This is a genomic window from Lactobacillus fornicalis (assembly GCF_055362665.1).
The window spans coordinates 1-12,638 of record NZ_JBLTIM010000008.1 but is presented as its reverse complement, the minus strand read 5'-3'; the positions used below and the strand labels follow the sequence as shown (position 1 = coordinate 12,638).

General features: G+C 33.3%; 21 protein-coding genes and 1 other annotated feature. All 21 genes read right to left on the bottom strand.

Going from position 1 to position 12,638, the window contains the following annotated elements:
• Positions 1-45: 45 nt before the first annotated feature.
• Positions 46-447: a transcription antitermination factor NusB gene (gene nusB, locus ACNDLV_RS02340; RefSeq protein WP_006586932.1), complete on the bottom strand. Its 402-nt coding sequence runs from the start codon at positions 445-447 to the stop codon at positions 46-48.
• On the bottom strand, positions 447-893 hold the full coding sequence (locus ACNDLV_RS02335; protein ID WP_006586933.1) for an Asp23/Gls24 family envelope stress response protein: 447 nt from the start codon (positions 891-893) through the stop codon (positions 447-449). Before ACNDLV_RS02335 ends, nusB begins: the two co-directional genes overlap by 1 nt.
• 24 nt (positions 894-917) lie before the next feature.
• On the bottom strand, positions 918-1,487 hold the full coding sequence (gene efp / locus ACNDLV_RS02330) for an elongation factor P (RefSeq protein WP_006586934.1): 570 nt from the start codon (positions 1,485-1,487) through the stop codon (positions 918-920).
• Between the two features lie 68 nt (positions 1,488-1,555).
• Positions 1,556-2,662 (bottom strand): aminopeptidase P family protein, encoded by a 1,107-nt coding sequence (locus tag ACNDLV_RS02325; RefSeq protein ID WP_006586935.1) that lies wholly within the window; start codon positions 2,660-2,662, stop codon positions 1,556-1,558.
• Between the two features lie 65 nt (positions 2,663-2,727).
• On the bottom strand, positions 2,728-3,027 hold the full coding sequence (gene rpmA / locus ACNDLV_RS02320; protein ID WP_006584927.1) for a 50S ribosomal protein L27: 300 nt from the start codon (positions 3,025-3,027) through the stop codon (positions 2,728-2,730).
• An 18-nt stretch (positions 3,028-3,045) separates the two neighbouring features.
• Positions 3,046-3,357, bottom strand: a complete 312-nt coding sequence (gene rplU / locus ACNDLV_RS02315) for a 50S ribosomal protein L21 (RefSeq protein WP_006586936.1) — start codon at positions 3,355-3,357, stop codon at positions 3,046-3,048.
• Between the two features lie 15 nt (positions 3,358-3,372).
• Positions 3,373-3,449: a sequence feature (ribosomal protein L21 leader region), on the bottom strand.
• 86 nt (positions 3,450-3,535) lie between these two features.
• Entirely contained in the window at positions 3,536-4,111 is a 576-nt protein-coding gene (locus ACNDLV_RS02310; RefSeq protein WP_006586937.1) for a VIT1/CCC1 transporter family protein, read from the bottom strand.
• Between the two features lie 99 nt (positions 4,112-4,210).
• Positions 4,211-5,614 carry a Fe-S cluster assembly protein SufB gene (gene sufB / locus ACNDLV_RS02305; RefSeq protein WP_006586938.1) on the bottom strand — a complete coding sequence of 468 codons (1,404 nt, stop codon included), beginning with the start codon at positions 5,612-5,614 and terminating at the stop codon, positions 4,211-4,213.
• Positions 5,614-6,057, bottom strand: a complete 444-nt coding sequence (gene sufU / locus ACNDLV_RS02300) for a Fe-S cluster assembly sulfur transfer protein SufU (protein ID WP_006586939.1) — start codon at positions 6,055-6,057, stop codon at positions 5,614-5,616. The genes sufB and sufU overlap by 1 nt, the downstream gene beginning before the upstream one ends.
• Complete coding sequence (locus ACNDLV_RS02295; RefSeq protein ID WP_006587364.1) at positions 6,054-7,262, bottom strand: aminotransferase class V-fold PLP-dependent enzyme; 1,209 nt, start codon at positions 7,260-7,262, stop codon at positions 6,054-6,056. The genes sufU and ACNDLV_RS02295 overlap by 4 nt, the downstream gene beginning before the upstream one ends.
• Entirely contained in the window at positions 7,237-8,466 is a 1,230-nt protein-coding gene (sufD, locus tag ACNDLV_RS02290; RefSeq protein ID WP_006586941.1) for a Fe-S cluster assembly protein SufD, read from the bottom strand. Before sufD ends, ACNDLV_RS02295 begins: the two co-directional genes overlap by 26 nt.
• Before the next feature lie 11 nt (positions 8,467-8,477).
• A complete protein-coding gene (sufC, locus tag ACNDLV_RS02285) occupies positions 8,478-9,269 on the bottom strand; it encodes a Fe-S cluster assembly ATPase SufC (RefSeq protein WP_006586942.1) in 792 nt (263 codons plus the stop codon).
• Between the two features lie 399 nt (positions 9,270-9,668).
• The gene (locus tag ACNDLV_RS02280) at positions 9,669-9,809 is read right to left on the bottom strand and encodes a hypothetical protein (RefSeq protein WP_006586944.1); all 141 of its coding nucleotides are present in this window, start codon (positions 9,807-9,809) and stop codon (positions 9,669-9,671) included.
• Between the two features lie 109 nt (positions 9,810-9,918).
• The gene (locus tag ACNDLV_RS02275; RefSeq protein ID WP_006586945.1) at positions 9,919-10,098 is read right to left on the bottom strand and encodes a hypothetical protein; all 180 of its coding nucleotides are present in this window, start codon (positions 10,096-10,098) and stop codon (positions 9,919-9,921) included.
• Between the two features lie 40 nt (positions 10,099-10,138).
• Positions 10,139-10,432, bottom strand: a complete 294-nt coding sequence (locus tag ACNDLV_RS02270) for a hypothetical protein (RefSeq protein WP_006586946.1) — start codon at positions 10,430-10,432, stop codon at positions 10,139-10,141.
• Between the two features lie 43 nt (positions 10,433-10,475).
• Positions 10,476-10,682, bottom strand: a complete 207-nt coding sequence (locus ACNDLV_RS02265; RefSeq protein ID WP_006586947.1) for a hypothetical protein — start codon at positions 10,680-10,682, stop codon at positions 10,476-10,478.
• A 160-nt stretch (positions 10,683-10,842) separates the two neighbouring features.
• Positions 10,843-11,025 (bottom strand): hypothetical protein, encoded by a 183-nt coding sequence (locus tag ACNDLV_RS02260; RefSeq protein WP_022091195.1) that lies wholly within the window; start codon positions 11,023-11,025, stop codon positions 10,843-10,845.
• A 39-nt stretch (positions 11,026-11,064) separates the two neighbouring features.
• Positions 11,065-11,202: a hypothetical protein gene (locus ACNDLV_RS02255; protein ID WP_155403132.1), complete on the bottom strand. Its 138-nt coding sequence runs from the start codon at positions 11,200-11,202 to the stop codon at positions 11,065-11,067.
• 228 nt (positions 11,203-11,430) lie between these two features.
• The gene (locus tag ACNDLV_RS02250; protein WP_006586950.1) at positions 11,431-11,739 is read right to left on the bottom strand and encodes a hypothetical protein; all 309 of its coding nucleotides are present in this window, start codon (positions 11,737-11,739) and stop codon (positions 11,431-11,433) included.
• Between the two features lie 108 nt (positions 11,740-11,847).
• Positions 11,848-12,090, bottom strand: coding sequence for a hypothetical protein (locus ACNDLV_RS02245; protein ID WP_006586951.1), 243 nt, complete (start codon positions 12,088-12,090; stop codon positions 11,848-11,850).
• Positions 12,091-12,132: 42 nt separating this feature from the next.
• Positions 12,133-12,321: a hypothetical protein gene (locus ACNDLV_RS02240; RefSeq protein WP_006586952.1), complete on the bottom strand. Its 189-nt coding sequence runs from the start codon at positions 12,319-12,321 to the stop codon at positions 12,133-12,135.
• Positions 12,322-12,638 lie beyond the last annotated feature (317 nt).

Genomic DNA, 12,638 nt, shown 5'->3' with positions numbered 1-12,638 from the left:
AACTATATCTCCTTAACAAAAAATGCCGGCAAAAGCCAGCATTAATTACTTGCTTGGCATAAAGTTTGCCAAAATTCCGTTGATAAATGATTTAGATTTTGGATCATCAAATTCTTCACACAAAATTAAAGCTTCATTTACAGCTGCTGGAGCTGAAATTGCATCACTTTGACTAATTTCGAAGATTGCGACTTCAATAATTGCTACAGAAATTCGATTTACCCGCTCTAAACGCCAGCCTTTTCTAAGATACTTGCTAATGTCAGCTTCAATCTCAGATTTTTTAGCTAAAACACCTGCAATAATTTCATGAGCGTAAGCTGGAATTACTTTTAAATCTAAACTTTTAGCAACCTTTGTTTCCACTTGTTCAATAGTCAAATCTGGTTCGCCATTAGCGAGAAAAATTGCTTGCATTGCAATTCTACGACTATCGTGTTGTGACATTATTCCCCATCCTTTTCTGACTCAGGAAATAATTCCTTCTTGTCTTCTTCTACCTTAGTAACATGTGCTTTTTCATCTGGGAAAATAAGACCAACTACGTGTACATTAACTGTAGTCAAAGTTAAATCCGTCATTTGAGAAAGTTGCCCAGCCAACTTTTCTTGGATTTTGGCAGCAACCTTAGGAACATTAACACCAGCATCAAAGTAAGCATATACATCAGCGATTATCTCATGATTTTGATCAACTGAAACTGCTACACCTTTACCGCGATCTTGGCGTCCTAAGACCCAGTTCAACCCAGACTTTAGACTGCCACGCATCGCAGCAACACCATCAACTTTTTCGGCAGCGATTGCTAAAATCACTTCCAAAACGCTTAAATCAATCTTGATTTCGTCACCAGTTTGATTACTGGTCAAAAGAATTGTTGAACTATCAGCCATTTTTCTTACCTCGTAATATTAATACTACTTATTAGCACGTGATACATAACTACCATCACTAGTATTGATAGTTAAGATGTCACCAGCATTAATGAAGAATGGAACATTAACTACCAAACCAGTTTCCATAGTTGCTGGCTTACCACCACCTGAAGAAGTATCTCCACGAATACCTGGTTCTGTTTCAGCAACTTCAAGATCTACTGTGTTAGGTAAGTCAATTCCTAAAGTTTCACTTTCGTGCATAATAACGTTAACTTCCATGTTTTCCTTTAAGAACTTAGATTCTCTTTCTACTTCGGAATTAGGAATTTCAAGTTGTTCATATGTATTCATATCCATAAATACATAATTTGCACCGTCATTGTAAAGGTATTGCATTGGTTTAGTTTGAATATCCGCTGTATTTACCTTTTCAGTTGAACGGAATGTATAATCCTGGACAGCACCTGTTCTCAAGCTCTTTAATTTTGAACGAACAAAAGCACTACCCTTTCCTGGTTTAACGTGTTGGAATTCTACAATTCTCCATAAATCGTTATTGTGTTCAATTGTTAAACCATTCTTAAACTCATTAACTGAGATCATTGTCATAAGTAATCCCTCATTTCTACTTAAATATCTTACCAATTATAGATAAAGATTTCCACACTCTTACTAATTTATAAATGAATTAGTTCATCTTTTTGGAAAAATGACATAGTTACTGGTGCTTGCTCATTGATTAAAATATCATCTTCAATTCTAACACCGCCCTTTTCAGGAAGATAAATTCCTGGTTCAACGGTAATAGCCATATTATTAACTAGTTTTTGCTTTTTAAAAGGTAAAGCTGGCATACATAATTCATGAATTTCTAATCCAATACCGTGACCAATACCATGACCAAAATATTCTCCATACCCTTGTTCAACAATATAATTTCTTGCTGCCTTATCCACATCTGCACCGGTATTGCCGACTACTGCCGCTTCAATCCCACGTCTTTGAGCTTCATGAACGATTTGATAAATCTTTTCTAATTCAGTATCTACTTCGCCCACCGCAACAGTTCTTGTAATATCAGCAGTATAACCATTATAAAAACTACCAAAATCACAAACTACTAACTCACCTTGCTTAATCACCTTATCACTAGCAACTCCATGAGCCCAACTAGAACGCACACCTGAAGCAATAATTGTCTCAAATGATGGCCCATCACCACCGTTGAGCTTAAACAAATAATCTAGCTTGGCAGCAATTTCTCTTTCAACTGCTCCTGGTATAATCATTGGTAAAATTTGCTTAAAACTTTCGATGGAAATAGAAATTGCTTTCTGTAAGGCTTTAACTTCAAGTTCATCTTTAACATTTCGAACTTGTTCAATTAGTTCTTCCACTAAAATAAACTGACAATTAGGATTAGCTTCCTTGAGATTTGAAAATTCAGAAGCAGAAACGAATTCTCCTTCCAGAATTAGTCTTTTAACTGCAAGTTTTTTCAAAATTCGACTGATTTCATTCACGTCACCAGTTTGCTTCATAATTGCTGTTAGTTCACCACTAGCCTGAGCTTGGATTTGACCAGAAAATCTAGAATCGGATAATAAATATCGATCACCCTTATTAGTCAAAATTAATTGAGCTTCTTCACCAGTAAAATTTGTTAAATAGCGATAATTAGCTTGATTAAAAATCAAAAAAGCATCTGCATTATATTGTTTCATTAATTCAAGCACTTTTTTTATCCGTGCCTGTGTTAAGGTCAAAAGTAAAGAGTCAGTCATAAGCTTGTACCTCAAATATTAAAAAAGACCGAAGACATTATGCCTTCAGTCTGCAAAAAATAGTCTTATTTTGCTTCTTCAACTGGGTAAACAGAAACTTGCTTTCTAGTTTTACCAAGACGTTCAAACTTAACAACACCATTTACCAAAGCAAATAAAGTGTCATCACCACCGATACCAACGTTCTTACCTGGGTGGATCTTAGTACCACGTTGACGGTAGATAATTGAACCAGCGTTTACTGCTTGACCGTCAGCACGCTTTGCGCCAAGACGACGACCAGCTGAGTTACGACCATTGGCAGTTGAACCACCACCCTTGTGGTGGGCAAATAAGTTCATAGTTGAAAAGTTATTCATCATCATAATATTATTCACCTCTTATTAAGCTTCAATGCTTTCGATAGTTACCTTAGTGTAAGGTTGACGGTGACCATATTTACTGTGTGAGTGCTTCTTAGGCTTGTACTTGAAAGTTACAACCTTCTTTTCCTTACCTTGCTTTTCAACAGTAGCCACAACTTTTGCACCTTCAACTAATGGAGTACCAACTTTAACGTCTTTACCATCAGAAACAAGAATTACTTGATCAAAAGTTACCTTTTCGCCAGCTTCAACATCAAGCTTTTCTACGAAAACACTGTCGCCCTTAGCAACCTTGTATTGCTTACCACCGGTCTTAATTACTGCGTACATTTGTACACCTCCATAAAAAATACTTAGACTCGCCAAGCCAGGTGCCTTCACATGAAAGACTTGTGACCTAGCATGTGCGGTTGCAGATGTGAGGTTTCACAAATACAACTACTTTAGTTTACTACCCTATCACTTGTTTTACAAGGAGAAACTATGTTATTTAACTAACAAAATCATTTTATACTGCGCTACCCAAAGTAAAGGTAATAACGCCTGTTAAAACACCAGTAAAAATATTTCTAAAAATTGCCTTTTTAACAGATGCTTCACTATTAAGTGTACTAATAAATGCATTAAGTGCTAAGGATACTACCATTGCGCAAAGAGTTATTGGGATTCGCAAATTCATTGGAGATAAAGTCATTGCACACAAGGGAATAATAGCACCTGCAATAAAAGAACAAAAGGAACTTAAAGCAGCACTGATAGGTGTTAAGCCATCAGTTTTTTCGAGTTTCAAATCTTCATCAACAGTCTGATTTTCTAACTTTTTCATCAAAATATCCCTTTGTGTAGATACAGACATCCATTCTCCACCTGCCATTGAACAAGCACCTGCTAGCATTCCTGAAAGGCCTGCTATTAATAAGGTCTTACTATCCAAATTTGCGCCACTAGCACCTAAAACAATTCCAGAAACAGAAATAATACCATCATTAGCACCTAATATACCTGCCCTGATAATGTTCAATTTATCCCAAAAACATTGTGATTTTATTTTTATAAAGCGACTAAATGTGAAAGTTCTTTTCAAAGTTTATTCTCCTAAATTGGTCTACCAATCAAATAAATACTTAAACAAGCTTTTTTAATTTGTTTTTTCTGTGCTTTTTCTGTGGAAACGGCTTTTTTTTTACCCAATACCGCCAGACATGTTGAGCTGTATGAGTCTGTTAAGTTCTACTGCATATTCCATCGGCAGCTCCTTGGTAAATGGCTCAACAAAGCCCATGACAATCATTTCAGTAGCTTTTTCTTCACTAATACCACGACTCATCAAATAATAAAGCTGCTCTTCAGAAATCTTCGAAACTTTTGCTTCATGTTCCATTGACACATTTGAATTTAATACTTCATTGAATGGAATAGTATCACTTGATGACTTATCATCCATAATGATTGTGTCACATTCAACATGGGCAAATGAGCCATCACAATGTTCATTAAAGCGGATATGACCTCGGTAGTCTGCTATACCACCATCTTTACATAGTGACTTAGAAACGGTACTTGAATAAGTATTTTTCGCATTATGCACCATGGTTGCACCAGTATCAGAATCAATGCCCTTACCAGCAAAAGCAATTGATAACATGTTCCCATGAGCGCCTTGACCATTGAGATAAATACTTGGATATTTCATGGTTACTTTTGAACCTAGATTACCATCAACCCATTCCATAGTTGCATTTTCAAGTGCCTGTGCCCTTTTGGTTTCCAAACTATAAACATTGTTAGACCAGTTCTGAATTGTAGTATACCGACAATATGCGTCTTTCAACACATTAACTTCAACAACCGCAGCATGGAGTGAATCAGCTGAATAATTAGGAGCAGTACAGCCTTCTACATAGTTAACGTGAGCCCCTTCATCAACAATAATCAATGTTCTTTCAAATTGACCAGAATTACCAGCATTAATTCTAAAATAACTCTGAATTGGAGTTGGACAACTAACACCCTTAGGTACATAAATAAAAGTGCCACCAGACCAAACTGCCGTATTTAAGGCAGCTAGCTTATTATCACTTGCTGGCACAAGCTTACCAAAATATTTCTTAACCAAATCAGGATGCTTTTGAACAGCAGTATCTGTGTCCATAAAGATAATCCCCATATCTTCAAATTGCTTACGCATATTATGGTAAACAACTTCTGATTCATATTGGGCACTAGAGCCTGCTAAGTATTTCCGCTCTGCTTGTGGCACTCCTAACTTATCAAAAGTTTTCTTAATATCTTCTGGTACATCTTCCCATTTGCGAGCCACAAAATCACTATCACGTCTGAAATAATTAATGTGTTCATAATCAAGCTTGGTTAAGTCTGGTCCAAAATTAGGTAAGGATAACTTTCGATATGTTTTATAGGCAGCTAGACGAATGTCTAACATCCATTTAGGTTCATTTTTAGCTGCTGAAATTTTTCTAACAACCTCTTCACTTAACCCTTCACCAGTTGTATAAATTGGTTCAATATCATCTTTAAATCCATATTGATATTGCCCACCTAGATTTTTTATTGCTTCATCAGTCATTATTTTTGTCCTTCATAATTTTCAATTAGTTGATAAATTGCCTTCCACGCTAAGGTGGCACATTTTATTCGTGCTGGAAATTCTTTTACTCCTTCAAGCATAATACAATCACCAAGTCGATCTTTTTCAGCTTGATTCAGTTTATCCGTAATCAAATTAGAAAAGAGCATAACTTCATCTTTTATCTCAGATATTTCTTGCCCTAAAACCTGATCTGTCATTAAACTTGCGCTTGCTTGACTGATAGTACAACCATAGCCAGAAAAAGCCATATCAACTAGCTTATTATTTTCAAAATAACCATCTAAAACTAAAACATCCCCACAAGAAGGATTATGAAGCTCAACTGTTGCATTTTTCTTCTTTAGTTGACCATGATGTCTTGGAGCTTGAGCCGCTTCAACAATGCTTTCACGATATAAATCAGTCAAATTAAAGCTCATTTTCCAAAAAACTCCTTTATCTTATTTAAAGATTTTACTAAGGCATCTATATCTGAAAAATCATTATAGATATAAAAACTTGCTCGTAAGCAAGCCGGAATTTTCAAATAATTCATCAATGGCTCAGCGCAGTGATGTCCAGCTCGCAAACATAACTTATCTGCATCCAAGAAGCTGACTACATCATGGGGATGAATACCATCTAAATTAAAAGAAATTATTCCATTATTAGCCTCACCATAAATGCTAACACCACCAATTTCTTCCAACCGACTTCTAGCGTATTTACATAGTTCATAATCTATCGCCTTAACATTGGAAATTCCAACTTGCTTTAGATAATTAATTGCAGTATCAAGTCCAATTGCACCTGCAACATTTTGAGTTCCCGCTTCAAACTTAAGAGGAGATGACTTAAAACTAACAGATTGTTGGCTAACCTCGCTAATCATTTCCCCGCCATACTCAACAGGTGTCATTTGATTAAGCAAATTCTTTTTTCCAAATAACACGCCAATTCCCATTGGACCAAGCATTTTATGACCAGAAAAGGCATAAAAATCACAATCAAATTTTTGAACATCAATCTCTATATGTGCAGCAGCTTGTGCTCCATCAACGACTAAATATGCACCAAAACTATGAGCCAATTTGGCAATTTTACTTAGATCAAGAATATTACCTAAAACATTTGACATATGATGTAAAGCTACAATCTTAGTTTTAGAGTTTAACTTTGCTTCATAGTCATCATAATCAAATTCAAGATTGGGCGTTAAATATACATAAACCAACTTAGCTCCAGTTTTTTTAGCAATAATCTGCCAAGGAACTAAATTCGAATGATGTTCTTCAATTGAAATTAGAATTTCATCCCCAGGCTTGAGAATTGACTGGGCGAATCCATTAGCCACCCAATTAAGTCCTTGTGTTGTCCCTTTGGTAAAAATCACTTCATCTTGATCAGCGTTAATAAAATCAGCAACGTGTTTTCTGGCCTGTTCATATTTAGCTGTAGTAGCTTCACCTAAACCGTATAGCGCCCGATGAACATTGGCATTTTGACTTTGATAATACTTGCTTAACCTATCAATTACGCATTGTGGCTTTTGACTAGTAGCAGCACTATCTAAATAAATCAAATCCGAATTTTTAAGCAATGGAAAATCTGCTTTATAGTTATTTTTCACTAATCTTTCTCTCAATTAAATCACTAAATACTTGCTTTAAATCAGCAGTTGGAATTTCTTCAAGAACAGGAGATAAAAAGCCACGAATTACAACCCTCTCAGCCATCTTCTTATCAAGTCCACGACTCATTAAGTAGTAAAGCTGCTCTGGATTTACCCGACCGATGCTAGCTGCGTGACCAGCCATAACGTCATTATCATCAATGAGCAAAATTGGATTAGCATCTCCACGTGCTCCCTGACTAAGCATCAATATTCGACTTTCTTGTTCAGCATCACTGCCTTTTGAACCTTTCATAATATGACCAACAGCATTAAAAATCAAAGTTGATTTATCCAAACTGACGCCATGTTGCAAAATATGGCCAATAGTATTGTTACCATAGTTGGTCACACGAGTATTAATCCCCTGAACCTGATTATTAGTAGAAATCCCTACTGCCTTTAATTCAGCATGACTTCCATCACCAACCAAGTCACTATTAAAATCACCCAAAGTTAAGCCATCGTTCATTAAAGCCATAGCCCAATCAACCTTAGCATCTTTTTCTAAATAGCCACGCCGATTCAAGTAAGAAGTTACATTTTCAGCTAAATTATCAATACTAGTATAGTGAACATGACTATTTTTCTTGGCAATCACTTCACAAACAAAGTTAACCTTGCTTGCTTCATTGCCTTGACTAGTAAGCTTTTCAATATATGAGAAATTACTTCCCTCATCAACTATTAATAAGACATGATGAACATATTCAGAGCCTAAAGCTGCTTTTTGTAAATATTCACAGGTTAGAGGCGTTTCAACATGAACATTTTTAGGGACATAAATAAATAAACCACTTTGTAAATATGCTACATGTTCAGCTAAAAATTCATCATCACTAGCCTTTAATCCCTTAGTCATAAAATATTTCTTTATTAATTTAGGATAATTTTGTAAAGCATCATGAAAATCAGCCACAATTACCCCTTTTTTACGATATTCATCGGGGATATTAATTTGAGCTAAATTCTCTCCTGCTTGAACAACATTAGCTTTAGAAGCAAAAGATTCAGTTGGAATAAAATTACCAGTTAAATGCAAATCCCAATGCTTATATTTCAATTTTTTAAAATCAGGATAAGGGGTTTTACCAATAAGTTGACTCGCATTTTCACGAATTTCTGAAAACCAAGTGGGCTCTAAGCGCTTTTTGGCTAAAGTTTCTACATTTTCCATTCTTCAGCCTCCTATGCGTCTTCATCAACCAATTTAATATCTAATCCCAATTCATCACGTAGTTTTGCATAACCTTCATTTTCAAGACGTTTAGCCAAACTTGCATCACCAGTTTTGACAATTTTTCCGCCCATCATAACATGAACAAAATCAGGTTCAATATAGTTAAGCAAACGTTGGTAGTGAGTAATTAGCAAAGCACCAAAATTATCGCCACGCATTAAATTAACACCCCGTGAGACAACTTTTAAAGCATCAATATCAAGACCTGAATCAATTTCATCTAAAATAGCAAAAGAAGGTTTAATCATCATCATTTGCATAATTTCATTCCGTTTCTTTTCCCCACCAGAAAAGCCTTGATTTAAATAGCGTCCTGCCATTTCCATTGTCATATCTAAAGTCTTGAGTGTGGTTTGAAGTTCTTTCATAAACTCACCCATTGGAACAGGATCATTTTTGGGACGACGAGCATTAACTGCTGCTTTTACAAATTCAGCATTAGTTACTCCTGGAATTTCAGCTGGATATTGCATAGCTAAGAAAAGCCCTGCTCTTGCTCTTTGATCAACGGGCCAATCTAAGATGCTCTCACCATTTAACAAAATGTCGCCACTATTAATGTGATATTTAGCATCACCCATAATTGTTGAAGATAAAGTTGATTTACCAGTACCGTTTGGACCCATAATTGCATGAATTTCACCAGTACTCATTTTGAGGTTTAATCCCTTTAAAATTTGCTTTTCTTCGTTATTATCTTGAACTGAAACATATAAATCTTTTACTTCTAACGTTGACATTATTTTCTCCCAATTTGAATAAAAATTGTGTTGTTACGAATATAAGCATACAACATATTGGGGATAAAATAAAATTTATTAGTTAAGTTTCTATATCTTGTATATTGAAAGATATTAATTATTAACTTGTAACCTCCAAAATATTCAAAATAAAAAACGTTGATTATTTGAGTTTAAGCACTCATATAATCAACGTTTTCTTACAGAATAAAGATTATTTTATATCAAAATATTACGATACAATTTTTATTTCTTTGCTTTTTCTTCTAAGCTATTCTTTATCTTAGTCAATCTAATTGCTTCTTTACATTCTTTGTTGATTAATAAATCCAAAGCAATGACTACACTACCCCAAATTATAATAATTGCTAAAGTCATATAAAATTAGAAATGATAGATTCATGCAATATAAAAATGCTTATGTTTAATTTTCTTAATTTTTAATTTCATAATTTCATTAGCATACTTTTTGTTCTGCCAATCAAAATATTTATTAATTAAATGTAATACTAACCCAACTATAATAACTAAATCTATCACATCTTTTCTCCTTTCTATACTAGCTTTTTATTTTTAAATTATATACCAAATCTTTATTTATTGATATTTACCTAATCAAATAGTTAAATCATATTTTTGACACTGATAATTATGGTCCTAAGTATTCATACGGTGGTTGCCAAGTTTTCGATAATTCAATTAGTCTTTTTTCTAAATAAGCCATTTCTTCATCATTCAGACTTTCAATAAAAGGATCTGATATTTGATAGTCTACTGGTGGCTTTCGAATTTCACGTTGAATATATTCTTCTATTTCTTCTTTTCTCATCAATATTTTTCCATTATTTTTCTATTATTAGAAATTAAAATTATTCTTGAAATTGTTTTCTGAGCTTTTTATCAAAATCATCAGGTACACTCACTTTTTGAGACACTTTTTTTAACTTACTTAAAAAAACAGCCTTTTCTTCAGCATTCATAGTATCAGGAATTAATTCATTAATATCATCAACATAATAGTACTGATCAGAATTAAGTATTCGCTCTGTCTTTAAGAAGCATATATGACTTATTAAATTAATATTTGTACGTAAAGTACCCTCGTGTATCATATCATGAGTAGCCCATTCCCATTCCCATGATGGACATTTTATTTTTTCCATTGCACGAGCCCTCTATTCAATATACAAAAAATTGATAATAATATTACGACTTACCGTGTCTTTTATTCCAATCATCTAGTGATTTAAGCAAAGCTTTTCTTATTTTTTCATAATAATCATCAGGAACTCTACCTGCGTCATGCCTTCGTTTCCAAACACGTAGTGAAATTTCTATCTTCTTAGGCCAAACTTTTTCAAGTCTTTTTTGGCCAATTTCCATTTGTTTTGCAAAGTCATCTTTATCATTCATTGCTTGTTTCCTCTACTAACACAACATATCTTTCGTTAATTGTATCATAGTAATATATAATAAGTTTGAGTCGTGTATTGCTAACAAATTAATTTTAAAATTTTGAAATAAGAAAACGACACAAAAAAGAACTAACATATAGTTAGTTCCTATATACTTATTAAGCTCCAATATTAAAATATGGATTTTCCCATGTCTTTTCGATTTCTTTCAATCTATTATCTAAGTAATTCCATTCTTCTTCAGAAAGTGAATCTAAAAGAGGATGTTGCGCATATTGAGCATCAACAGGAGGTTTACTTAATTCTTCTTGAATAAATTTATCTATTTCAGCTCTTCGCATTTTATAATCCCATCTCATCTTTATACAACATTCAAATCATCATTTTTCATTTTCTAAATCAATGAGTTCCAATATTGTATCATCAACAATCACATCCATAGGATCTGCATGCAAAAATTGTTGAATTTTTTCACGGAGTAATTTATTCTTTTCAGCTTCAGTCATTGTTTTTTTCATAATAAATCATCCCTATGTCTCACCAAACTATTTTTTACAAATATCATTATTCCTCAAAAAGAGAATTAACAATGTTTTTTCTATGTTAATTAAAAAATTACCTTTCATATTCTGTCTCAAGAAGTTCAATTAAAGTATCATTGTCCATAAGGTCTTTAACATTTGCTTATTTTTTCTTCCAAGGGATCTTTTTATGATTTTTCAAGGCTAACAATTCCTTATTATTTTCTAAATCCATCCATTACTGAATTGTTCTGGATAAGAATCATCTTTTATCGCTTTCATAATCGCTCTATATGCTCCTGCCTCATAGGAATTTGAAAGTTTTTGATTATTCTTCAAACGATAAGAAAGATTTCTCTTATTAACTTCTATTTGATTAATGCACTTTTTAGTATCTCCATTCCAAATATCATAAATTACTTTATCTTTAGAATTAGATACTAATTTAATAGTAAACATCAAATTCTCTCCTACTTTATCCCAAAATATATCTTCGGAGATAGTATCATCTGTCAGCAACTCCATGGCACTCATCTTGAATATCTTATTAATCTTTTCTTCAATTAAGGTTTCTCTATCTTTTTTCAGGATAAGTCACTCCATTCTTTAGCAATGAGCTAAAATCAATTTTTATAATTAAGATTAACCCCAGCCATCACTATATTCTTGAGGAGCTACATTAAATTGTATTGCTTCCATAATAGCTCTATATGCTCCTGCTTCATATGAATTAGACAATTTTTGATTATTTTTCAAACGATAAGATAAATCTTTCTTACTAACTTCTATTTGATTAACATATTCATTTCTATCAAAGTCCCAAATATCATAAACTAAAGTATCTGGGGTATTTGATACTAATTTTATAGTAAACAATCTTCTCATGCCTTTCAGAATATTTTTTTCTTAAAAAGATAAGATATTATTCTATGGACCCTTATAGAAATATTCATCAGGTGGCGTCCATGTAAAAGAAATTTCTGTTAATTTTTCAATAAAATAATTCCACTCTTCTTTTGAAAAACTATCTTCAAATTCAGTTGTATATTGGCCATCAATAGTAGGTGGGGTATTAATAAGTTTTTGAATATACTCATCTATTTCAGCTTTTCTCATCTAGCTACTCCTAATTTTTATAACTACCCTCATCATGCTTCAAATAATACATTGGTTTAGAGACATTATCAAATATTTAATTACAAATCTTCTAAATATCATTGGTATTCTCAGTTAGCCAATGATAGTATAAAAAATTTTAATAAAAAAGAAGCAATAAACATGTTAAATGAATTAAACATTTAGCAGTTTCTGCTTCTTTTATTTTGCTTTTTTCTTTCAAATTTCTTTCAAAAAGCACTTTTCGAACTTAATAACGTTGATATAGCAGCATTCTTAAGCATATAAGTGGAGATGAGGGGAAAACATTATCGACA